The organism is Niallia sp. MER 6, from assembly GCF_023714395.1.
In the GTDB taxonomy this organism is placed as follows: domain Bacteria; phylum Bacillota; class Bacilli; order Bacillales; family Cytobacillaceae; genus Niallia.
Map to the genome: position 1 here is coordinate 92,481 of NZ_JAMAUK010000001.1, position 21,459 is coordinate 113,939.

Here is a 21,459-nt window from a genome sequence, read left to right on the forward strand (position 1 = left end):
GTTACCGTTATTTTATATGTTAATAACCGCCCCTAATTCCCTAACCTAAATAGACATTCTCATCATCTCTTGGTATGCTTCAACTGCTTTATTTCTAAATTCCATTGTTGCCTGCATCATAATGCTTGCTTTTTGAGAAGTAATCATCACTTGCGATAAGTCGACGTCTTCCCCTTTAGCTAACTTGTTAGTTAAAGCGTCTGATTCGTTCTGTGCTTTATTTACTTCATTAAGTGAGTCCTTTAAGAAAGAAGCAAAATTCTTTTGAACTTCTGAACCTGTTGCTTTCGCCGTTGTTGCAGAAGAATTATTTAAAGGAAATGCGGATGACACTGCTGGAAAATTTACTGTTGCCATTTAGAATACCTCTACTTTCCAATCTCTAATGTTTTCATAAGCATGCTTTTCGATGCGTTCAATACAGTGACATTCGCCTCATACGATCTCGTTGTACTCATCAAATCAACCATTTCCCTTAACGGGTCTACATTAGGCATTTGTACATAGCCATCTTCGTTCGCATCTGGGTTTTCTGGGTCATACACTAGTTCAAAAGGTGTTTCTGTATCTTCCTCAATCGCACTAACTTTCACACCATTACCTGTTCCATCATTACTTCCTTGTGCTGCACTTAAATGTGATGCAAAGGAATTCCCTTCTTGTGCTTGTAATACGACTGATTTTCTTCTGTACGGCTCCCACTCGCCATTAACTAGCTTTCCTCTTGTCGTTTCTGCATTCGCCATATTGGAGGAAATGACGTCCATCCGCAAGCGGTTTGCACTTAATGCTGTTGCAGTTGTATTCATGCTGTGGAATATCGACATCTTATCTTCCTCCTTTTATGACAGTTGATAGGGAATTGAACTTGCCGCTAATTCTTTCAACAAGTGCATTGTAATAAATCTGGTTTTCTGCCAGTTCACTCATCTCTTTTTCGACATCAACACTGTTACCATTGTTATTGTAAGTAACGTTTTTATCTGTAGTAACATTCACAGAACCAGTTGAGCCTTCGAAATCAAAATGCCTGCTGTCAGTCTTATTTGCATTCATTGCTGTTGACAATGTATTTTTGAAGGATACTTCCTTCGCTTTATAGTTAGGCGTATCGACGTTAGCTATATTTTGCGATATAACCTTCTGTTTTGTATTAGAGTAATTTAACGCACTCTCAAGTGTTGAAATAGTATTTGAAAAAAGTTTCATCACACACCTCTTACATCTATAATTATCGTTTTGTAGAATTTTGCAGTTTAATGACGAATTTTTCACGCGATGTCTATAATTGTAATAAATGAAAAATAATATGTCTATCGGTAGAACCGCAATTTTAATGATTCTATAGTCCTATTTTAGTTAACTTTATGATAAAATCGGTCAATTTTCTAATTAAAAAGGTATATTTTTGTTTTTTATAACCAGCATTTACTTAACAATTAAACGACTAAGTTCATAGTATCAATGAACTATCGGTGAAAAAATATTGTTGTCTATGTAACGAATATAATCGACAGAGATTGTAATGTAAATGAAATTTTATGGAAAAATGTCGAATCATGTAGTTCGAAAATCGCAGATTATCAACATTCTGTTAGAAAAGAATATTATTTCCCACTAATTTCCTGTTAAAAAACAATGTTTTAGAGCAAAAAAAAGAATCTTTTCCAACAAGGAAAAGATTCTTTTTCTATATTAGTTTGCTTTCAATTTTTCTAATTCTAATAAGAACTTATCGTTCAATACTTTAATGTAAGTACCTTTCATACCAAGTGAACGAGATTCAATAACACCAGCACTTTCAAGTTTGCGCAATGCGTTAACGATTACTGATCTTGTTATACCGACTCTGTCTGCAATTTTAGATGCAACTAGAAGTCCTTCATTTCCGTTCAACTCTTCAAAGATATGCTCAATTGCTTCAAGCTCACTGTAAGACAACGAACTGATTGCCATTTGAACAACTGCTTTACTTCTAGCTTCCTCTTCAATTTCTTCTGCTTTTTCACGCAGAATTTCCATTCCAACAACTGTCGCACCATATTCAGCCAAAATAAGGTCATCATCATGGAATTGCTCTTGCAGTCTTGCAAGAATTAACGTACCAAGTCTTTCTCCACCGCCAATGATTGGAACGATAGTTGTCAACCCTTTGCTGAATAGCTCTTTGTTTTCGATTGGGAATGCAGTGTATTCACTTTCCACATCAAGGTTGCTTGAAGTTACTTGAATATTGAAGAGATTATTTGTGTACTCTTCTGGGAACTGACGGTCTTCCAGCATTTTAATCATACGGTCATTTTCGATTTGCTGGTTGATTGCAAAACCTAACAGCTTCCCTCTTCTGCTTACTACAAATATGTTTGCCTCAATTACTTCGCTCAATGTCTCAGACATTTCCTTGAAGTTAACTGGTTTTCCAGCAGCTCTTTGCAGCATCGCATTAATTTTTCTCGTTTTTGACAATAAATCCATTTTCTTTTTCCTCCTATTAACTAAAACCGAAACTATCATTTATTCTTTATCTAATGGCAAGAGCATTTATTTGCTCTAATCATTGTAGGAGTATTTTATTAACAATCTAACACTGACTTAAAGTTAAAGAATAAATTGACTTAAATCTTTATTTCTTGAAATTGCACCTAGTTTTTCTTCTACATATTGCGGTGTAATGGTAATTTTGTCCATTGTTATATCAGGTGCTTCAAACGATAAATCCTCGAGTAATTTCTCAAGAATTGTATGAAGCCTTCTAGCACCAATATTATCTGTGTTCTGATTCACTTCAAAAGCCACTTCAGCTATCTTACGTATAGCATCGTCAGAAAATTCAATTTCTATACCTTCAGTTTGCAGTAATGCTTGATATTGCTTAATCAATGCATTATCCGGCTCGACTAAGATTCGATAGAAATCGTCCACTGTCAGCTTGCCAAGCTCCACACGAATTGGGAAACGACCTTGAAGCTCAGGGATCAAATCTGAAGGCTTGGAGATATGGAAAGCTCCAGCAGCAATGAATAATATATGGTCTGTTTTTACAGAACCATATTTCGTCACAATTGTAGAACCTTCTACTACGGGAAGAATATCACGCTGAACTCCTTCTCTTGAAACATCAGCGGAAGAACCACCGCTGCTTTTGCTGGCAATTTTGTCGATTTCATCAATAAAGATGATACCCATTTGTTCAGCTCTTACGACTGCCTCTTGTGTAACTTCATCCATATCGATCAGCTTTTGGGCTTCTTCATTCGTCAAGACAACCCTTGCTTCACGTACAGTCAATTTGCGTTTTTTCTTTTTCTTCGGCATGAAACTGCTTAATGCATCTTGCATATTCATCCCCATCTGCTCCATGCCTGAGCCCTGCAGCATATCAAACATCGATGGCTGCTGTTCTTCGACTTCCACTGTAATCACTTCGTTCTCAAGCTCGCCAAGTGCTAATTTTTCTTTAAGCACTTTTCTTTTTTCATAGCGGCTTGATTCCTCCACAGTCGGCTCCTCTGCTTGAGGTTCTGTGTTTCCGCCGCCGAAAAGCATTTCAAGTGGATTACTGTAATTTTTTTGCTTTTTAGCCGAAGCAGGCATCATCAGATCAACTAGTCGATTATTAGCTGCTGCTTCTGCTCTTTCTTTTACCTGAGCCATCTTTTCTTCTCTTACGATTCGCACAGATGTTTCAACCAAGTCTCTTACCATTGATTCAACATCTCTGCCGACATAACCGACCTCTGTGAATTTAGTAGCTTCCACTTTAACAAATGGAGCGCTGACTATTTTCGCTATACGCCTTGCTATCTCCGTTTTACCTACACCAGTAGGTCCCATCATAAGGATGTTCTTCGGACTGATTTCGTCACGCAGCTTCTCATCAAGCAAACCGCGGCGAAAACGGTTTCTTAACGCAATCGCAACAGCTTTTTTGGCATCCTTTTGCCCAACAATATATTGATCAAGACGTTCTACAATTTGACGAGGTGTTAAGCTTGTGTTCTTATTCATCAAGTAATCCTCTCCTTATAATTCTTCTACAATAATATTATTGTTCGTATATACACAAATATCGCCAGCGATTTCAAGAGCTGCTTTTGCTATTTCGTATGCAGAAAGATGTTCACCTGAGTATTGTTTAAGCGCTCTTCCGGCTGACAGAGCATAGTTACCGCCTGAGCCAATCGCCAAAATTCCATCATCCGGCTCAATTACTTCCCCTGTGCCAGATACAAGCAGCAAATCAGTTTCGTTCATAATGATCAGCATTGCTTCAAGCTTGCGTAAAACCTTATCGCTTCTCCAAAGCTTTGCAAGTTCTACAGCTGCTCTTTGCAGATTCCCATTATACTCTTCCAATTTTCCTTCGAATAGCTCAAATAAGGTAAAGGCATCGGCAACAGAGCCTGCAAAACCTGCGATTACTTTTCCATTAAAAAGTTTTCTTACCTTCTTGGCAGTATGTTTCATCACGACAGCATTGCCGAAAGTGACTTGGCCGTCACCTGACATGGCGCATTTCCCTTTATGTTGAACAGCAAAAATAGTAGTTGCGTGAAACTGTGGCAGTCCAGACATGTTTACTTCCTCCTTTATCCGTTTACAGCTATGCCCTTGGGTGAAAGGACATATATGTTTTTTTTAAGTACTCGCTTGTGACATGCGTATAAATCTGGGTGGACGATAAAAAGGCGTGACCTAATAATTCTTGAACAGTCCGCATATCGGCACCGTTTGCCAAGAGATGTGTAGCAAATGAATGTCTAAGCTTATGCGGATGGATCTTTCCTTTGGCAGCAGAATGTTCCATCATTCGGTTAAGAATGTCGCGTACACCGTTCTCTGTCAGCGGACCACCCTTGTAGTTAACAAATAAATAGGGGTGATTCGTCTTGTATTTATCCATCAGCTTGCTTCTGCAGTTCTTTATGTAAGATTCAAGAGCGGAATGAGCAAAACTCCCAAACGGCACATACCGTTCCTTTTTCCCTTTTCCTTTGACAAGCAATGTCGAGATGCTGAAATCAATATCCTTCATCTCGATTTTTGTACATTCGCCGACCCGGATTCCTGTTGCGTACAGGAGCTCCAGGATGGCGACATTTCTTTTTCCAAGCATGCTTGTCGTATCTACCGAACGAAAGATATGCTGCAATTCTTCTTCATAAAAGAAATCAGGCAGTCTGCTTTCAAGTTTCGGTATGCTGATAACGGCAAAGGGGTTAGATCCCACTATATTTTCTCTTGCTAAAAATCGATAAAAGCTCCGAAGGCTTGAAATTTTGCGGGCAATTGATTTTCTTGCAAGCTCTTCATGGAAAAGCTCTGTCAAAAAAATCCGCACCTCTTGGGCGCTTACTTCCTGTACATGTTCAAGCAGCTGCTTGGACATAAATAGATAAAATTGCTGGATGTCCTTTTTATAGACATCAATCGTATATGGTGAGCAGTTTTTTTCAATCTTCAAGTATTCAATAAACAGGTTCAAGAAAGCGTTTTGTTCCTTATTCATTGCTTCACCTCACAACGGCTTCACTATATTAACATACTTTGTAGCGACAAGCAATTAATTTACACATTCTTCATAAAGTTCTGAATTGTTTCCAACGCTCTGTTAGCGTGCTGTTCATATCTTTCTTTTTTCCCTTTTATTCTAGTTGGTAACTCAGGGAAAAGTCCAAAATTAGCATTCATCGGCTGGAAGTTTTTAGCATTCGTCTTTGTGATATAGCTAGCCATGCTTCCAATCGCTGTTTCAACAGGGAATTGAATTGGTTCTTCGCCGTTAACAAGCTTCGCTGCATTAATACCTGCTACAAGTCCGCTCGCTGCTGATTCTACATAACCTTCTACGCCTGTCATTTGGCCTGCGAAGAATAAGTTTGGACGGTTTTTGAATTGATATGTTGCATTTAGAACCTTCGGTGAATTAATGAATGTATTTCTGTGCATAACACCATAGCGAACAATTTCAGCGTTTTCAAGACCTGGTATTAATTGTAGCACTTCTTTTTGAGGTCCCCATTTTAAATGTGTCTGAAAACCGACAATATTGTACAATGTGCCTGCAGCGTCATCCTGACGTAGCTGAACAACTGCATAAGGGCGTTTTCCTGTTTTCGGATCTTCTAAACCAACTGGCTTCATCGGTCCAAACAGCATTGTCTTTCTCCCTCTTGAAGCCATCACTTCAATCGGCATGCATCCTTCGAAGAAGATCTCTTTTTCAAATTCCTTCAAAGGTACAGTTTCAGCACTAATTAGCGCTTCATAAAATCGATCAAATTCCTCTTCTGTCATCGGACAGTTCAGATAAGCTGCTTCCCCTTTATCATAACGGGATTTCAAGTAGACCTTATCTAAGTCTATGCTGTCTTTTTCGATGATAGGAGCAGCTGCATCATAAAAGTACAAATAATCTTCCCCTGTAAGCTCCTTTAGACTTTCTGAAAGAGCTGCACTCGTAAGTGGTCCTGTCGCAATAACAGTTACCCCTTCTGGTATAGAAGTAACCTCTTCATTAATAACTGTTACATTGGGATGGTTCTTCACCATTTCTGTCACTCTGCCAGCAAACTCATGTCTGTCCACTGCAAGTGCTCCACCTGCCGGCACTGCGCAAAGATCCGCAGACTCAATAATAACAGAGTCCAGTCTTCTCATTTCTTCTTTTAGAACACCAACTGCATTAGTAAGTGCATTTCCTCTTAATGAGTTGCTGCATACAAGCTCTGCAAATTTATCAGTATGATGGGCAGGCGTCTGCTTGACAGGTCTCATTTCATAAAGGTTTACCTTAATACCTCTTTTCGCTATTTGCCATGCTGCTTCACTTCCTGCAAGTCCTGCACCGATGACATTTACTACCTTTTGTGTATCTTGCATTGTAAATCCTCCAACTTTTTTAAATATCTATATGTTTTTATATGGGCGATAGCATTTTTATCATGCATATGTATGCTAATTCCTATCCGTTTTCGGTAGAAAGACTAGAAAAAAACAAAAGTCCATACAGTTTCGGCTTAAAATTATATCCTTTAGCATTTTACACTACGTTTGCCAAGTTGAAAAGTTTCAACTAAAGATTAATTATTTAAGAAACTTCAGGAGACACTTCTTCAAAAACACACGGAAAGAGTGAGCATGGACCGCTCACTCTTTTTTTAGCTTTGAGGTTCTTCCTTATAGTCACACTCTACACATTGGACCTGGACACCTTTTTTCAGCTTTTTCTCTACAAGCATATTATCACATTTCGGACATGGACGCTGTATTGGTTTATCCCATGAAATGAAATCGCACTCCGGAAAACGGTCACAGCCGTAGAAAATTCGGCGTTTTTTGCTTTTTCTTTCAATAATATTACCTTCGCGGCACTTAGGACATTTCACACCGATTTCCTTGACAATTGCCTTCGTATTGCGGCAATCCGGGAAATTACTGCATGCCATAAACTTGCCATATCTGCCCATTTTAAATACCATCGGACTGCCGCATTCCTCACAGTCTTCCCCTGCAGGCTCATCCTTTATTTCGACAGATTGCATTTCTTTTTCAGCTTTTTCGAGACTTTGTTCAAAAATCTTATAAAAACTATCGATTACCTTTACCCAATTGATCTGGCCTGACTCAATATTATCAAGATTCTGCTCCATATGTGCTGTAAATTCAACGTCAAGGATTTCCGGGAAAAACTCGAGAATCAATTCATGAATGATTTCTCCAAGCTCAGTCGGTATAAATCTTTTGTTATCGAGAGCCACATACCCGCGTTTTTGGATAGTATCCAAAGTCGGCGCAAATGTGGAAGGACGGCCAATTCCAAGCTCTTCTAATGTTTTAACAAGCCTTGCTTCCGTATACCTTGGTGGCGGCTGTGTGAAGTGCTGCTTCGGATTGATGTCCTTATTGATGACTTCATCTCCCTCTTGCAAATCAGGAAGCTGTTTGTTCTGCTCTTCAACCGCATCATCTGATCCTTCCACATACACCTTCATAAACCCAGGAAACTTAATCTTTGAACCTGTTGCACGGAATATGACATCCCCGTTACGTAAATCTACACTCATTGTATCCATCACAGCAGGCGCCATTTGGCTTGCAATGAATCTTTCCCAGATCAGCTTATACAAGCGAAGCTGGTCTCGAGAAAGGTGCTCTTTCAGGGAGTTTGGCTCCTTGAACGTACTTGTAGGTCTTACCGCTTCATGGGCATCCTGTGCATTTGTATTTTTCTTTTCTTTGCGGTTTTCTTCTTTCGTATACTCTTTTCCGTAGTTGGCTGTTATATATTCATACGCTTCATTTTGAGCCACTTCAGAAATACGGGTTGAGTCTGTTCTCATATAGGTGATTAAACCGACTGTCCCTTCTTTTTTGCCTAAATCTATTCCTTCATAAAGCTGCTGGGCAAGCATCATTGTCTTTTTTGCCCTGAAGTTTAGCTTTCGCGCAGCTTCCTGCTGTAGGGAGGATGTTGTAAAAGGTACTGCTGGGTTTCGTTTACGTTCCTTCTTCGTTACCTTCTCAACAGTAAATTTATTGCCATTGAGCTGTTTTTTAATATTGTCTACATCCGCTTGAGAATGCAGCTCCATTTTTTTATTTTTCAGCCCGTAAAAAGCTGCTTCAAAGCTTGTTTTCCCTTTTGCGAAGTCTGATTCAATTGTCCAGTACTCTTCCGGTTCGAATGCTTTAATCTCTTTTTCTCTGTCGATGATTAAACGAACTGCGACAGATTGCACTCTTCCTGCGCTAAGCCCTTTTTTGACCTTTTTCCATAACAGCGGGCTGATGTTGTAGCCTACTAGGCGATCAAGCACCCGTCTTGCTTGCTGGGAATCAACTAGATCCATATTAATTGGACGGGGGTGTTTAAATGATTCTTTAATGGCGTCTTTTGTGATTTCATTAAATACGACACGGCAATCCGAATCTACATCAACCTGCAGACTGTTGGCTAAATGCCAGGCAATTGCTTCCCCTTCTCTATCGGGGTCGGCTGCAAGATAAATCTTTTTTGCCTTTTTGGCTGCTGTCTTCAATTCTTTAAGAACAGGACCTTTTCCGCGGATCGTTATGTACTTCGGTTCATATTCTTTATCAGTATCAACACCCATTTGGCTTCTTGGTAGATCTCTTATATGTCCCATTGATGCTTTTACTTTATATTTTTTTCCTAAATAACGTTCAATCGTTTTTGCCTTTGCAGGCGACTCTACGATTACTAGAAACTCTGACATCCAACGTCCTCCTTAGAGGGATAATAAATATTCACTATTATTGTATACTATGATCTCTTTTGTCAAACATTACGAAAAAAGTAAACGGTTACACCGTTATTATATGAATGAAAATCCATAAAAATTAAAGTTATATCTGTGCAAACAGTATAACAAATTCAAAAAAATAGCAATACCTTTTTAAAAATTTTTGAAAATAGATGAAAAACATTTTTTTCCTTTTCTATTCTATTTTATGGATAATATTCCCACTCTTCTAATATATCAGTCGCACATAAAACTGGCTTTGCTCCTTGTTTTATCAAGTCATTCGGTCCAAAAGAAGTGGGGCTGAATATGCTGCCAGGAACAGCAAAAACATCTCTTCCTTCTTGCAAAGCAAGATGCGCTGTGATTAATGAGCCGCTTTTTCTTTTTGCCTCGACAACAAGCGTTCCCCTTGAGAGGCCGCTTATGATCCGGTTGCGCATTGGGAAATGCCATTTTAATGGTTTTGTATCTGGTGGATACTCTGATAAAAGAAGATGTGATCTTGTTATTTTATCTGCAAGTAAAATATTTTCCTTTGGATAAATATGCTTAAATCCTCCTGCAATAATGGCGATTGTCTTGCCGTTATGTTCGTCTGCTGTCCTATGAGCAATAGCATCCACACCTTTTGCTAGACCGCTGACAATTACTACTCGTTCTCGAACAAGTTTAGTCATCATGGCTATAATTACTTGTTTACTGTAAACTGTCGGATAACGGGAGCCTACAATTGCCAACTTTCGCTGCTCCTGCAAAAAAGACAGATCTCCTTTTGCATAAAGCACCCATGGAGGCTGATATATTTCTTTTAACAAGCTTGGATATGCAGGATCAAAATAAGTGATGGTTTGTATTCCTAATGTGGCGTATTGGTGGATAGTTTGCTGGATGGAGTGTGAGTGAAAGTCTGTAACGATTTTTTGAAGGGGACGGTTGAGGGCGTGCAGATCAGGGTCTGCTTTGAGGAGAGTGTAGATCCTTTTCCAAGACATATTGCGGCAATGATGGAGCTGTATTAATCTTTCTCTAAAACTTTTTAGCAAGTAACTCAATTCCTTTCTCACAATATTCTATGCAAAGTATAAAAATACAAACCTTGCTATCTCTATTATAATCATTTCTTGCTATAGTTTCCAAAGATTTGCTATATAATAGAAGAAACACGTCGTTTTTTTGCAGCATAAAAAGACTAGCCCAACTGCATGGCGCAAAAGGGGGCTAGTCTTTTTTTAAAAATCAGACTCTGCTTTCTTCTACCTGATGAGTTTTGCACTTGTCGAAAAGATCTGTTTCTTTGAGAACTTCAATTAATGTTGCACCCATTTCAGCAGGTGTAGGAGCTACTTTAATGCCGCACTCGTTCATTGTTTTAATCTTTTCATCAGCAGTCCCCTTGCCTCCTGAAATGATGGCGCCCGCATGGCCCATTCTTTTTCCTGGAGGTGCCGTTCTACCGCCGATAAAGCCGACTACAGGCTTTGTCATATTGGCTTTTACCCATTCAGCCGCTTCTTCTTCTGCTGTTCCGCCGATTTCACCAATCATAATAACAGCATAAGTATCTTCATCTTCGTTAAATTGCTTTAAGACGTCAATGAAATCAGTTCCATTAACCGGGTCTCCGCCAATTCCTACCGCTGTAGACTGCCCTATTCCCGCCTGTGTAAGCTGATGGACAGCTTCGTATGTCAAAGTACCAGAACGGGATACAACGCCTACATGGCCCTTTGTATGGATATAACCAGGCATAATTCCTATCTTGCATTCTTCAGGAGTAATAACTCCCGGACAGTTCGGTCCTATTAATCTTGTCTTTTTGCCTTCCATATATCGCTTAACCTTCACCATATCAAGAACTGGAATATGTTCTGTAATACAAATCGTCAAGTCAAGCTCTGCATCTACAGCTTCCATAATAGCATCTGCTGCAAACGGGGCAGGCACATAGTTGACAGACACTGTCGCGTTTGTCGCTTCAACAGCTTCTTTCATCGTATTGAAGACCGGCACACCTTCTACATCCGTGCCACCCTTGCCTGGTGTTACCCCTGCAACAATTTTTGTGCCATATTCGAGCATTTGCTTCGTATGAAAAAGAGCCGTTGCCCCTGTAATACCTTGAACAATGACTTTTGTTTCTTTATTGATGAATATGCTCATTGATTTCTCCTCCTTTTTGTACATATGACACGATTTTTTCTGCACCGTCCGCCATGGAGCTTGCAGATATTATATTGATGCCTGATTCATTAAGAATTTTTTGGCCAAGCTCTACATTTGTCCCTTCCAGTCTAACAACAAGCGGCACCTGCAGGCTCACCTGTTTAGCTGCTTCAACGATACCTTCTGCAATGATATCGCATTTCATAATTCCACCGAATATATTAACAAAAATGCCCTTCACTTTTTCATCTGACAGAATGATTTTAAATGCTTCAGTAACTTTTTCAGCTGTCGCACCGCCGCCAACATCAAGGAAGTTTGCCGGCTCTCCGCCGTAATGCTTCACGATATCCATTGTAGCCATTGCAAGACCAGCACCATTTACCATGCAGCCGATATTTCCGTTCAAGGCAATATAACTCAAATCAAATTTTGAAGCTTCCAGTTCCTTCTCATCCTCTTCATCCAAATCACGGTATGCAAGAATATCCTTATGTCTGTACAAGGCATTGGAATCGAAGTTCAGCTTAGCATCGAGCGCCATTACATCGCCCTCTTCTGTCAATACAAGAGGATTGATTTCGGCAATTGAGCAATCTTTTTCACAAAATACACGATAAAGGCCTGTCATAAAAGCAACCGCTTTATTTACTTGAGGACCAGGGATATTGATGGCAAATGCAACTCTTCTAGCCTGGAAAGGAGTTAGCCCAGTCAGCGGGTCAATAACTTCCTTGATGATTTTTTCAGGCTGTGTTGCTGCAATTTCCTCAATCTCTGTTCCGCCTTCTTCTGATGCCATCAAGACAATCCGGGAAGTGGAGCGGTCGACTACAAAGCCAATATAGTATTCCTTCTTAATACGGCAGCCTTCTTCAATCAGCAAACGTTTAACAACTTTTCCTTCAGGACCAGTCTGATGTGTGACAAGCGTGCTTCCTAAAATCTGTTCAGCATATTGCTTCACTTCATCGAGAGACTTAGCAACCTTGACACCGCCAGCTTTCCCTCTTCCTCCGGCATGAATCTGCGCCTTAACAACCCATGCATCACTGTTTAAATGCTCAGCAGCAAACAGGGCCTCTTCCACGGTAAAAGCAACACTTCCTTTAGGAACAGCTACACCGTTTAATGCTAGAATTTCTTTCCCTTGATATTCGTGAATATTCATTCTCCCACACCCCTTTTGCTAAAATTTCTTTCGCTTCTTGCCAGGTTCATTAGTGCATACTCTTACTTATGTACGAGGACGAAAAAAAATGGCTTTTTTCCTTCTCGACAAAAAAATATTTTTTCCAATTTAAAAGGACCCCTTCCTTTTAAAAAGTATCTTTAATACTGTATTAATATTCTTTATCAACACAATATTTTCTTACTTTTTGGAAAAAACACTCTATTGTTCACGCTTTCATTTTATAAAAAAGCAACCGTTTTGTCTATCAAAAAGGCTCTATTTTCCAATAAAAAAAATAATCCCCTTCGTTTAGGGGACTAATATACTAGATTTCCTTTTGTGTGCCATAGGTTTTATCAAGCTTATAAATAAAAGCAAACACCTCTGCGACAGCCTGATATAAATCTTCCGGTACTTGTTCCTGGATATTGAGCTTGCTTAACAGTTCCACAAGGGATGGATCTTCTTGGATTGGCACTCCATTTTCTTTCGCCTTCTCCACGATATTGTCGGCAATCAACCCGCTTCCCTTAGCAGCTACTATTGGAGCTGCATGCTGATGCTGCTTGTAGCTTAAAGCCACCGCTTGCCTTCGCTGGTTTTCCTTATCCTTGTTCTTCATATTCTGTAATCTACCCCCTTGTAGTAGGCAGAGTTATTTCGCTTTGAATCTAAATCTATTTTCTTCTCTTTATCTTCTTGAAAGGATTTAAAATCTATTGATGACAGACTGTATTGGACTTCGTTCAATTTTTCTCGCAAACCTGCAAGCATACTTTTCATAAGCGGCTCAATCTCACGGTTTTCATTAAAGACCGTTAAATGAACAATCCTCTTTTGCACATGCATATCAATGGCTGTTTCTTTTAAATATGCTAAATCAAGATAAAAAAGGATACGGCAAAAGTCTGCGTCTATTTTTCCGTCTTTCGTTTTCTTTCCACTGTATTGCAGGGTTGCATCCATGGAATGATGCTGAAAATGAAGGGGAAATTGAAGCATCAGCTGCGTAATAGGTCCTGAATCCTGACTTAATAGCTGCAAACCTGTTATCTTGTCCGTAAGGGCATTTGCTAACTCCTTTACAGAAGCGGGAGCATCTTGTTTTAATACATCAAGCAGGAGCGGTTTTAGCTGGTTCCATTGAGCTCCTTTGCCTCCGTCCGGATTGTTCAAAAGTTCATTTTCATAAGAAAACCCAATTGTATGCAGCAGTCTTTGCAAATGCTCTTTGATGGCACCGCCATCTGGCAAATCAATATTTTTACCCGTCTCAAACAACCTTAATGTTTCCTCGAGCTTTGGAAGAGAGAGTTGTTGAGCACTCATCTCACTCAGCAATTTACCAGCAAGATTGTTCATCGTATTGCCGTCCCTTGTTGCCATTAGGCTTGTAAACACCTTCTCTGTGAACGGAAGATTTCTCTGCAGCATTTCCTTAATTGTTTCGATAGCTTTCGAGCTGTCTTGTGCTGATTCCATCCATTTTCCAGCAAGAAAGAGCATTTCTTTATTGAACGGCATTTTTTCATTTAGCAATTGGGCTGCCAAGTTTTTCAGATCATTTGTACGAGGCAAGGACCATTGCTCAAGAAGAGAGTCAGCCCCCCCATCAAGATTTACTGGACTTGCTGCTGATAATACCTTTAAGCTAAGCTTCCCATCTTCATTGTCTTGAACTTGAAACCAATAGTTCTTGTCTGTGCTTAAGGGAGCAGAAAGTTCTGCAAGGAGCCTTTGGCTTCCTGCCTGCACTTCAGCCATATTGTTGGGAAAATGCTTATTAACATGCCCCATTATAATTTGGCCTTGGCGAAGCTCCAGCAGCTTTGAGCTGATTGTTCTTTCTAGATTTGGTTGAAAACTTGGTCCAATTCGTATGTCATTCATTTACATGCTCCTATTCTCCTCTGCCATTTCCTTAATTGGCGAAAAGCTTTTGCGATGATGAATTGTATATCCCTCTCTGTCTAAAGCAAGAAGATGTTCCTTTGTGCCGTAACCCATATTACTCGCAAAACCGTATGCTGGAAATTCTTTATCAAGCTCTCTCATCATTTCATCTCTCGTGACTTTCGCAATAATGCTAGCAGCAGCAATGGAAACACTTTTACTGTCTCCTTTTATAATCGATTTGCTTGGATATGGAACGTCAAGCTTCATCGCATCAATCAACAGGAAGTCAGGCTGCTGATCAAGATTTTGAAGGGCTGCAAGCATTCCTTTTTTGGTCGCCTCGTATATGTTTATACGGTCAATTTCCGCAGGAGCGATAATGCCTACTCCAATAGAAACGGCTTCCTTTTGGATAATCTCGTAAAATTGCTCTCTTTTTGCTTCAGACAGTTTTTTTGAATCATCTATTCCAGGCAAATAAAAGTTTTCCGGGAGTATAACAGCTGCTGTTACAACGGGACCTGCAAGCGGGCCTCTTCCCACTTCATCAATACCTGCAATATATGTATATCCTTGCTTTCTTAGTTCTGTTTCATATGTGCAGAGCTCTACAAAACGGGCATGAAGCTGCAACTCTTTTTCCTTTTGCTTTTCCCATGCAGTTACGAGCTTTTGCACTCCGACTCTTTTGTCTTCTTTTATCGTCTCCCAGTAAGGGTCATTATTGTCTGTTATATCATCTAATCTAGCTTTTATTTCTTTTAATGTTCCATTTGCCACTGTTGAAACTTCCCTTCTCTCTCTTTATATCGTCCCATATTATGAAAGATTTAAGTACAAGTTATGTATCCTCAAAATCAAAAAAGAGAAGTGCCCAAAATAATGGTCAATTCTCTTTTTTAACAAGGTCAGACTCACCCTACTATTAACTATCGCTTTCGTCTTCCTCTATGAAATCTCTTGCTCTTTCGAATGTCAGCCTTCCGAATTTTTCGCTTCTGATTTCTCTGATGACCAGTTCAGTAACTTTGTCATAATCGACTACAGCGCCTCCTGTAAGGCAGCCTCTAACTACACCGATTTTGTCAAACAACTCAACGATATCCTCTGGAATTTCTTCAAGCTGGAACCGTTCCTTTAGCCTTTCAGGATACTCTTTCTCTAAAAAGCGCAAACCAAAAATAGCGATATCCTGCAAATTAAGAATGGTGTCTTTAATCGCACCAGTCAAAGCAAGCTTTAAACCTACTTCTTGATCCTCAAATTTTGGCCAAAGAATCCCTGGAGTGTCAAGCAGCTCTAATTCTTTTCCTACTTTAATCCATTGCTGTGCTTTTGTTACACCAGGAGTGTTCCCTGTTTTTGCGATATTCTTTTTGGCAAGCCTGTTGATTAATGTTGATTTGCCTGCATTCGGAATTCCGACAATCATTGCTCTGATTGCACGGGGTCTAACTCCTTTTGCTCGCATTCGGTCGAATTTCTCTGCAAGCACCACATTAGCTAAAGCTGTGATTTCTTTCATTCCAACACCAGCCTGTGAGTTGATCGCTAATGCTTGAATGCCTTTTTCTTTAAAATAGGCAATCCATTCTTTCGTTCTTTCTCCATCTGCCATATCTGCCTTGTTCAGCAAAACAATCCTTGGCTTATGCTGGATGATCTCATCAATCATCGGATTTCTGGAAGATTGGGGAATTCTTGCATCCACCAACTCAAAAATAATGTCCACAAGCTTCAGCTTTTCTGTTACTTGTCTTCTTGCTTTGGCCATATGGCCGGGAAACCATTGTATCGTCAAAATATCCACCTCAGTTACAAGCTTGCTCTATAAGCAAAGCCTTAGTTCACTATTTGTATGTCTGTTAACGGCCAGTAAATCACGCTCGTGTTGCCAAGTACTTTCTCATAAGACACTGTCCCAATATGGCGGCTGTCTTTGCTGTCACGGCGATTATCACCCATTACGAACAGTTCTCCCTCGGGAACTGTGCTTCTGCCGATTTTATCTTCGAGTTTAAAGGATTCTGTCAGCGGTCCGTCAGTCACCTGCTTTTTGTATTCATCTAAGTACGGCTCGTCATATGCTTTTCCGTTCACATACAAAACGTCGTCCTTATACTCTATTGTATCACCAGGCAAACCGATTACTCTCTTGATATAATCCTTTCCTTCAGGGGCATGGAAAACAATGATATCAAAGCGGTTAGGCTCGCTGATTTTGTAGTTAACCTTGTTAACAATCATTCTGTCTGAATTATGTAATGTGGGCATCATCGATTCCCCGTCCACTACGATCGGAGCAAATAAAAAGGAGCGGATCACAAAAGCCAATGCTACTGCGATTACAAGCGCCTTACCCCATTCCCATATCTCATTTTTCTTTTTCTTCTTTGCCATTTCGTTCACCAATCCTTGTTTTTAGTAAGCATCTCTTCTCCATGCCTTCTAATTGTAACTGTCTTAAGTTTATTAAAAGGCTTTTTTAAACAAAATAATGCTAAAGGACAAACCCTCTCCCTTTTATTGTAGCGAAATAAAAAGTCGAAGTAAAATGCCATGGTCCGTTCCTAATTAAATTATCATGCCTAATATAAGTACGGAAGAAAAAGGGTGAATAGCCAAGTTGCAATAAAAAAGAGCTTGTTGCAAAGAACAGGCTCTTTTTTGAAAATATTATCGAATTTCTTTAATACGAGCTTTTTTACCACGTAGGTTACGTAGGTAGTAAAGTTTAGCACGACGGACTTTACCGCGGCGAATAACTTCAAGCTTCGCAATTTTTGGTGTATGAACTGGGAATGTACGCTCAACGCCTACTCCGTAAGAAACTTTACGTACTGTAAAAGTTTCGCTGATTCCACCACCACGACGCTTAATCACAACACCTTCGTATACCTGAATACGCTCACGAGTACCCTCAACAACTTTAACGTGTACACGTACAGTGTCACCAGGACGGAACGCAGGAAGATCTGAACGAAGTTGTTCTTTTGTGATATCTTCTATTAATTTTTGCATCGTTTTCAACTCCTTCCAACAGACGCTCTTGCAGTCAAATCCTTGCAGCGGAACATCGTTATAAGACTTTCATTGCAGAAATACTTCTGCTCAAGTCACAAGTGTTATCTTAACATAAATAACTTAAGACATCAATATCTATTATTTGTTTTTCTGCAATTCATTTAATAGTTTTTGCTGTTTTGCTGTGAGCGGGTAATTTTCCAGCAAATCCGGACGTCTTTCAAGTGTTCTTTTCAGCGACTCTCTTTCTCTCCATTCGTCAATATGAGCATGATTTCCTGAAATGAGTGTATCCGGCACCTTCATCCCCCTGAAATCAGCAGGACGGGTGTAGTGTGGATGCTCAAGCAGTCCTGTGCTGAAGGAATCATTCACATGAGACGCCTCGCTCCCAAGTACTCCTGGAAGAAGTCTGACGACACTATCAATCACTACCATTGCTCCAAGCTCGCCGCCTGTAAGCACATAATCGCCGATTGAAATCTCATCTGTCGCTAAATGCTCGCGAATTCGCTCATCATAGCCTTCGTAATGACCGCAGATAAAAATTAAATGCTCTTCCTTAGCCAGCTCTTCCGCCTTTTTCTGTGTATAACGCTCGCCTTGAGGACACATTAGTACCACTTTCGGCTTAGTGCCGCTCTTTTTTTGCAAATCCTCAACCGCATCAAAGATCGGCTGAGGTTTAAGGACCATTCCCGCACCGCCGCCATATGGATAATCATCCACAGACTGATGCTTGTTATCAGAATAATCCCTGAAGTTAGTGACACCATAGGTCACCTTTTCTGCTTCTTTCGCTTTTTTCAATATAGAGCTGTTAAACACACCATCAAACATTTCTGGAAATAGTGTTAATACATCCACCCTCATTATGATAACAGTCCCTCCATTGGCTCGATAACAACTAACTTCTCCTTAACATCTACTTTCATAACAACTTCCTCGATATAAGGAATTAAAACTTCTTCTTTTTTACTAGTTTTGATGACCCATACATCATTCGCACCTGGTGTAAGAATTTCAGATATAACCCCTATCTCGTCTCCTTCAACTGTTACAACCTTACAGCCGATGATTTCGTGGAAATAGTATTCATTCTCTGCCAAGTCTCCTAAAAAGCTTTCAGGCACCTTTAAAGCGCCGCCTTTCATGTATTCCACCTCATTAACATTATCATAGCCCTCAAATGTCAAAAGGTTAAAGTTTTTATGAAGGCGATGTGTTTTTATTTTTAGTTCTTCTGGATCTTTTTTGCCTTCTCCAAATAGAAAAATCGTATTGCCAATCTTATATCTTTCGTCTGGAAAATCCGTCCGGGAAATGACACGCACTTCACCACGAATACCATGTGTATTAACAATCTTTCCTACATTAAACCATTTTTCCACTATTATCACCTCTAACGTATGTCTACAACTTTTCCATCTTTCAGGAGTATTGTTTTATGAAGCAAGGCCTCATCCCAAACATCTCCAACTTTTATATCAACAATGCCAGTAAGCTCTTGTTCTTTTAGTTCACTGCCCAATGGTAGTATATGTAATTGTGCTAATTGAAACTCTAGTGATTTCTTTTTTTCCTCTTTGTTGGCAAGTCTCTTGCTAATCTGCTGTTTAATAGCATTTGCAGGATGACTTTTAAGCAGCTTTTTTTCTTCAAACTTGAATTGTTCGCACTCCTTTTCAAGCTGAAGTAGCTCTTCTGTGAGTTTCTTCTCTAAGGCTTGTTTCGTTTGTTCGGTTAATATTTGTTTGACTGTGACAGTATGGAGAATCTGCATTTTTTCCTCCTATCCATGCACTGCTATTTTTAATGCTCGCAAAGCGTCAAACGGCATCCCACCAATACGCTCCCACTTCTAGTATAAAGAATCTGCAAAGAGATATAAACAAATAAAGGAGAAGGGTTCCCCCTCCTCCTTTATTATTCGCTAATTTCTAAAACCAGCTTTTTTTGCTGCTGTGAGCCAGCAGCGTAAACAATCGTTCGAATCGCTTTAGCAACCCGCCCTTGCTTCCCAATTACCTTTCCCATGTCATTCTTGTTGACAGAAAGCAAGTAAATGATTCGATTATCCTCTTCAGTAACTTTTATCGCAACATCATCCGGAAAATCCACAAGGGGCTTAACAATCGTTTCAATTAATTCCTTCATCTTCAAACGAATTACTTACCGTTTTTGATGTTGTGGAATTTCTCCATGATACCTTCGTTAGAGAAAAGGTTACGAACTGTATCAGATGGTTTTGCACCATTTTGTAACCATTGTAGAGCTTTCTCTTCGTTGATATCCACGATAGCAGGGTTTGCTACTGGATTGTAAGTTCCTACTGTTTCAATGAAACGTCCATCACGTGGTGAACGAGAATCTGCTACTACAATACGATAGAAAGGAGTCTTTTTAGCTCCCATACGTTTTAAACGAATTTTTACTGCCATTTTAAAAATGCACCTCCGAATAGTTTCACACAAGATAGTATAATATCAATAGTTGAACAGTTTGTAAAGTGTTTTTTCTTGTCAGACTAAACATTCTGTTCAAATTAATAAAAAACCGCTTGTTAACACCCTTAAAAAGGGTTAAATGGTAATTTAAACTTGCCTTTTTTCTTGCCTTTTTGAGTCATACCCGTCATTTGTTTCATCATTTTTTTCATGTCCTCAAACTGCTTCAACAGCCTGTTCACTTCAGGAACGGTTCTGCCGCTCCCTTTAGCTATACGCTTCCGTCTGCTTGAGTTGATGATTTCCGGGTGTTCTTTTTCTGCCTTTGTCATGGAGCGAATAATCGCTTCCACATGGCTGATTTGCTTTTCATCTACTTGGAGATTATCCAAGCCCTTGATTTTGTTGGCTCCTGGCATCATTTTCAGCAGCTCATCAAGAGGCCCCATGTTACGGACCTGTCCAAGCTGTTCTAAAAAGTCATCTAAAGTAAAGGAAGCTGTTTTCATTTTCATTTCCAGCTCTTTTGCCTTTTCTTCATCGACATTCATTTGCGCTTTCTCGATTAGGCTTAGCACATCACCCATTCCAAGAATACGTGATGCCATACGCTCTGGATGGAACGCCTCTAATGCATCCATCTTTTCACCCAAACCGACAAATTTAATCGGTGTTTGTGTAACAGAACGAATAGATAACGCTGCCCCGCCTCGAGTGTCACCATCTAGCTTCGTTAATACGACACCTGTCAGTCCAAGCTGCTCGTTAAAGCTGCTTGCCACATTGACTGCATCCTGACCTGTCATCGCATCAACTACAAGGAATATTTCATCTGGATTGGAAAGCTCTTTAATTTGCTTTAACTCGTCCATCAATGTTTCATCCACATGCAGACGACCTGCAGTATCGATTAACACATAATCATGATGGTCTTCTTTTGCTTTAGCAATCGCCTGTTTCGCAATCTCAACAGGGCTGACTTGATCTCCAAGTGAAAAAACAGGGAAATCGAGCTGCTTACCAAGTGTTTCGAGCTGCTTAATAGCCGCAGGACGATATATGTCTGCCGCAACAAGCAACGGCTTTCTATTATGCTTTTTACGCAGTAAATTAGCCAATTTCCCAGTTGTAGTTGTCTTACCGGCACCTTGCAAACCAACCATCATAATGACTGTCGGCGGACGGTTGGATACAGCAATCTTGCTTTGTTCTCCGCCCATCAGCTCCGTAAGTTCTTCTTTAACAACTTTAATGACCTGCTGTCCAGGAGTCAGACTTTTCATAACCTCTTGTCCAACAGCACGCTCACTGACTTTTTTAACAAACTCTTTGACTACCTTAAAGTTAACATCCGCCTCAAGCAATGCAAGTCGGACTTCACGCATCATTTCCTTAACATCCGCCTCATTTACTTTCCCTTTTCCGCGGATCTTTTGGATCGTATTCTGCAGTCGGTCAGCTAAACCTTCAAATGCCATTGCGCCGC

Annotated in this window: 24 protein-coding genes; all 24 read right to left on the bottom strand. The window is 39.9% G+C overall.

Translation table 11 applies throughout. The features are described from left to right. Positions 1 to 45: 45 nt before the first annotated feature. Positions 46 to 357, bottom strand: a complete 312-nt coding sequence (fliE, locus tag M3600_RS00465) for a flagellar hook-basal body complex protein FliE (RefSeq protein ID WP_233314403.1) — start codon at positions 355 to 357, stop codon at positions 46 to 48. Positions 358 to 368: 11 nt separating this feature from the next. Then, positions 369 to 827 (bottom strand): flagellar basal body rod protein FlgC, encoded by a 459-nt coding sequence (gene flgC, locus M3600_RS00470; RefSeq protein WP_233314404.1) that lies wholly within the window; start codon positions 825 to 827, stop codon positions 369 to 371. 1 nt (position 828) lies between these two features. Then, entirely contained in the window at positions 829 to 1,209 is a 381-nt protein-coding gene (flgB, locus tag M3600_RS00475; RefSeq protein WP_233314405.1) for a flagellar basal body rod protein FlgB, read from the bottom strand. Between the two features lie 486 nt (positions 1,210 to 1,695). After that, on the bottom strand, positions 1,696 to 2,475 hold the full coding sequence (gene codY, locus M3600_RS00480; protein ID WP_233314406.1) for a GTP-sensing pleiotropic transcriptional regulator CodY: 780 nt from the start codon (positions 2,473 to 2,475) through the stop codon (positions 1,696 to 1,698). A gap of 123 nt (positions 2,476 to 2,598) precedes the next feature. Then, entirely contained in the window at positions 2,599 to 4,008 is a 1,410-nt protein-coding gene (gene hslU, locus M3600_RS00485; RefSeq protein ID WP_233314785.1) for an ATP-dependent protease ATPase subunit HslU, read from the bottom strand. A gap of 15 nt (positions 4,009 to 4,023) precedes the next feature. Beyond that, on the bottom strand, positions 4,024 to 4,566 hold the full coding sequence (gene hslV / locus M3600_RS00490) for an ATP-dependent protease subunit HslV (protein WP_233314786.1): 543 nt from the start codon (positions 4,564 to 4,566) through the stop codon (positions 4,024 to 4,026). A 37-nt stretch (positions 4,567 to 4,603) separates the two neighbouring features. Continuing rightward, entirely contained in the window at positions 4,604 to 5,509 is a 906-nt protein-coding gene (gene xerC, locus M3600_RS00495) for a tyrosine recombinase XerC (protein ID WP_233314407.1), read from the bottom strand. A 59-nt stretch (positions 5,510 to 5,568) separates the two neighbouring features. After that, a complete protein-coding gene (gene trmFO, locus M3600_RS00500) occupies positions 5,569 to 6,882 on the bottom strand; it encodes an FADH(2)-oxidizing methylenetetrahydrofolate--tRNA-(uracil(54)-C(5))-methyltransferase TrmFO (protein ID WP_233314408.1) in 1,314 nt (437 codons plus the stop codon). A 278-nt stretch (positions 6,883 to 7,160) separates the two neighbouring features. Then, positions 7,161 to 9,239 carry a type I DNA topoisomerase gene (gene topA / locus M3600_RS00505; protein WP_233314409.1) on the bottom strand — a complete coding sequence of 693 codons (2,079 nt, stop codon included), beginning with the start codon at positions 9,237 to 9,239 and terminating at the stop codon, positions 7,161 to 7,163. Between the two features lie 233 nt (positions 9,240 to 9,472). Then, the gene (gene dprA, locus M3600_RS00510; RefSeq protein ID WP_237941182.1) at positions 9,473 to 10,312 is read right to left on the bottom strand and encodes a DNA-processing protein DprA; all 840 of its coding nucleotides are present in this window, start codon (positions 10,310 to 10,312) and stop codon (positions 9,473 to 9,475) included. A 193-nt stretch (positions 10,313 to 10,505) separates the two neighbouring features. Further along, the gene (sucD, locus tag M3600_RS00515) at positions 10,506 to 11,429 is read right to left on the bottom strand and encodes a succinate--CoA ligase subunit alpha (RefSeq protein ID WP_233314411.1); all 924 of its coding nucleotides are present in this window, start codon (positions 11,427 to 11,429) and stop codon (positions 10,506 to 10,508) included. After that, the gene (gene sucC, locus M3600_RS00520; protein WP_233314412.1) at positions 11,410 to 12,603 is read right to left on the bottom strand and encodes an ADP-forming succinate--CoA ligase subunit beta; all 1,194 of its coding nucleotides are present in this window, start codon (positions 12,601 to 12,603) and stop codon (positions 11,410 to 11,412) included. The genes sucD and sucC overlap by 20 nt, the downstream gene beginning before the upstream one ends. A gap of 328 nt (positions 12,604 to 12,931) precedes the next feature. Further along, positions 12,932 to 13,228 carry an EscU/YscU/HrcU family type III secretion system export apparatus switch protein gene (locus M3600_RS00525; protein WP_233314413.1) on the bottom strand — a complete coding sequence of 99 codons (297 nt, stop codon included), beginning with the start codon at positions 13,226 to 13,228 and terminating at the stop codon, positions 12,932 to 12,934. Next, complete coding sequence (locus M3600_RS00530; protein WP_251644588.1) at positions 13,225 to 14,496, bottom strand: hypothetical protein; 1,272 nt, start codon at positions 14,494 to 14,496, stop codon at positions 13,225 to 13,227. The genes M3600_RS00525 and M3600_RS00530 overlap by 4 nt, the downstream gene beginning before the upstream one ends. Next, positions 14,497 to 15,282, bottom strand: a complete 786-nt coding sequence (locus tag M3600_RS00535; protein WP_311315867.1) for a ribonuclease HII — start codon at positions 15,280 to 15,282, stop codon at positions 14,497 to 14,499. It abuts the gene before it with no gap. A gap of 145 nt (positions 15,283 to 15,427) precedes the next feature. Continuing rightward, positions 15,428 to 16,303 carry a ribosome biogenesis GTPase YlqF gene (gene ylqF, locus M3600_RS00540; RefSeq protein WP_251644589.1) on the bottom strand — a complete coding sequence of 292 codons (876 nt, stop codon included), beginning with the start codon at positions 16,301 to 16,303 and terminating at the stop codon, positions 15,428 to 15,430. Positions 16,304 to 16,344: 41 nt separating this feature from the next. Next, positions 16,345 to 16,902, bottom strand: coding sequence for a signal peptidase I (lepB, locus tag M3600_RS00545; protein WP_233314417.1), 558 nt, complete (start codon positions 16,900 to 16,902; stop codon positions 16,345 to 16,347). Between the two features lie 276 nt (positions 16,903 to 17,178). Next, on the bottom strand, positions 17,179 to 17,523 hold the full coding sequence (gene rplS, locus M3600_RS00550; protein WP_127734629.1) for a 50S ribosomal protein L19: 345 nt from the start codon (positions 17,521 to 17,523) through the stop codon (positions 17,179 to 17,181). A 141-nt stretch (positions 17,524 to 17,664) separates the two neighbouring features. Next, positions 17,665 to 18,399, bottom strand: coding sequence for a tRNA (guanosine(37)-N1)-methyltransferase TrmD (gene trmD, locus M3600_RS00555; protein WP_233314418.1), 735 nt, complete (start codon positions 18,397 to 18,399; stop codon positions 17,665 to 17,667). Further along, positions 18,399 to 18,917 carry a ribosome maturation factor RimM gene (rimM, locus tag M3600_RS00560; protein WP_233314419.1) on the bottom strand — a complete coding sequence of 173 codons (519 nt, stop codon included), beginning with the start codon at positions 18,915 to 18,917 and terminating at the stop codon, positions 18,399 to 18,401. The genes trmD and rimM overlap by 1 nt, the downstream gene beginning before the upstream one ends. Positions 18,918 to 18,928: 11 nt before the next feature. Beyond that, positions 18,929 to 19,309, bottom strand: a complete 381-nt coding sequence (locus M3600_RS00565) for a YlqD family protein (protein ID WP_233314420.1) — start codon at positions 19,307 to 19,309, stop codon at positions 18,929 to 18,931. A 143-nt stretch (positions 19,310 to 19,452) separates the two neighbouring features. After that, complete coding sequence (locus M3600_RS00570) at positions 19,453 to 19,683, bottom strand: KH domain-containing protein (RefSeq protein WP_233314787.1); 231 nt, start codon at positions 19,681 to 19,683, stop codon at positions 19,453 to 19,455. Positions 19,684 to 19,694: 11 nt separating this feature from the next. Further along, positions 19,695 to 19,967 carry a 30S ribosomal protein S16 gene (gene rpsP / locus M3600_RS00575; RefSeq protein ID WP_127734638.1) on the bottom strand — a complete coding sequence of 91 codons (273 nt, stop codon included), beginning with the start codon at positions 19,965 to 19,967 and terminating at the stop codon, positions 19,695 to 19,697. A 131-nt stretch (positions 19,968 to 20,098) separates the two neighbouring features. Then, positions 20,099 to 21,451 (bottom strand): signal recognition particle protein, encoded by a 1,353-nt coding sequence (gene ffh, locus M3600_RS00580; RefSeq protein ID WP_251644590.1) that lies wholly within the window; start codon positions 21,449 to 21,451, stop codon positions 20,099 to 20,101. Between the last annotated feature and the right edge of the window lie 8 nt (positions 21,452 to 21,459).

Coding starts and splice junctions, on each gene's coding strand:
- fliE (WP_233314403.1), bottom strand. CDS start 357: ATGGCAACAGTAAATTTTCCAGCAGTGTCATCCGCATTTCCTTTAAAT.
- flgC (WP_233314404.1), bottom strand. CDS start 827: ATGTCGATATTCCACAGCATGAATACAACTGCAACAGCATTAAGTGCA.
- flgB (WP_233314405.1), bottom strand. CDS start 1,209: ATGAAACTTTTTTCAAATACTATTTCAACACTTGAGAGTGCGTTAAAT.
- codY (WP_233314406.1), bottom strand. CDS start 2,475: ATGGATTTATTGTCAAAAACGAGAAAAATTAATGCGATGCTGCAAAGA.
- hslU (WP_233314785.1), bottom strand. CDS start 4,008: ATGAATAAGAACACAAGCTTAACACCTCGTCAAATTGTAGAACGTCTT.
- xerC (WP_233314407.1), bottom strand. CDS start 5,509: ATGAATAAGGAACAAAACGCTTTCTTGAACCTGTTTATTGAATACTTG.
- trmFO (WP_233314408.1), bottom strand. CDS start 6,882: ATGCAAGATACACAAAAGGTAGTAAATGTCATCGGTGCAGGACTTGCA.
- topA (WP_233314409.1), bottom strand. CDS start 9,239: ATGTCAGAGTTTCTAGTAATCGTAGAGTCGCCTGCAAAGGCAAAAACG.
- sucD (WP_233314411.1), bottom strand. CDS start 11,429: ATGAGCATATTCATCAATAAAGAAACAAAAGTCATTGTTCAAGGTATT.
- sucC (WP_233314412.1), bottom strand. CDS start 12,603: ATGAATATTCACGAATATCAAGGGAAAGAAATTCTAGCATTAAACGGT.
- M3600_RS00525 (WP_233314413.1), bottom strand. CDS start 13,228: ATGAAGAACAAGGATAAGGAAAACCAGCGAAGGCAAGCGGTGGCTTTA.
- M3600_RS00530 (WP_251644588.1), bottom strand. CDS start 14,496: ATGAATGACATACGAATTGGACCAAGTTTTCAACCAAATCTAGAAAGA.
- lepB (WP_233314417.1), bottom strand. CDS start 16,902: ATGGCAAAGAAGAAAAAGAAAAATGAGATATGGGAATGGGGTAAGGCG.
- rplS (WP_127734629.1), bottom strand. CDS start 17,523: ATGCAAAAATTAATAGAAGATATCACAAAAGAACAACTTCGTTCAGAT.
- trmD (WP_233314418.1), bottom strand. CDS start 18,399: ATGAGGGTGGATGTATTAACACTATTTCCAGAAATGTTTGATGGTGTG.
- M3600_RS00565 (WP_233314420.1), bottom strand. CDS start 19,309: ATGCAGATTCTCCATACTGTCACAGTCAAACAAATATTAACCGAACAA.
- M3600_RS00570 (WP_233314787.1), bottom strand. CDS start 19,683: ATGAAGGAATTAATTGAAACGATTGTTAAGCCCCTTGTGGATTTTCCG.
- rpsP (WP_127734638.1), bottom strand. CDS start 19,967: ATGGCAGTAAAAATTCGTTTAAAACGTATGGGAGCTAAAAAGACTCCT.
- ffh (WP_251644590.1), bottom strand. CDS start 21,451: ATGGCATTTGAAGGTTTAGCTGACCGACTGCAGAATACGATCCAAAAG.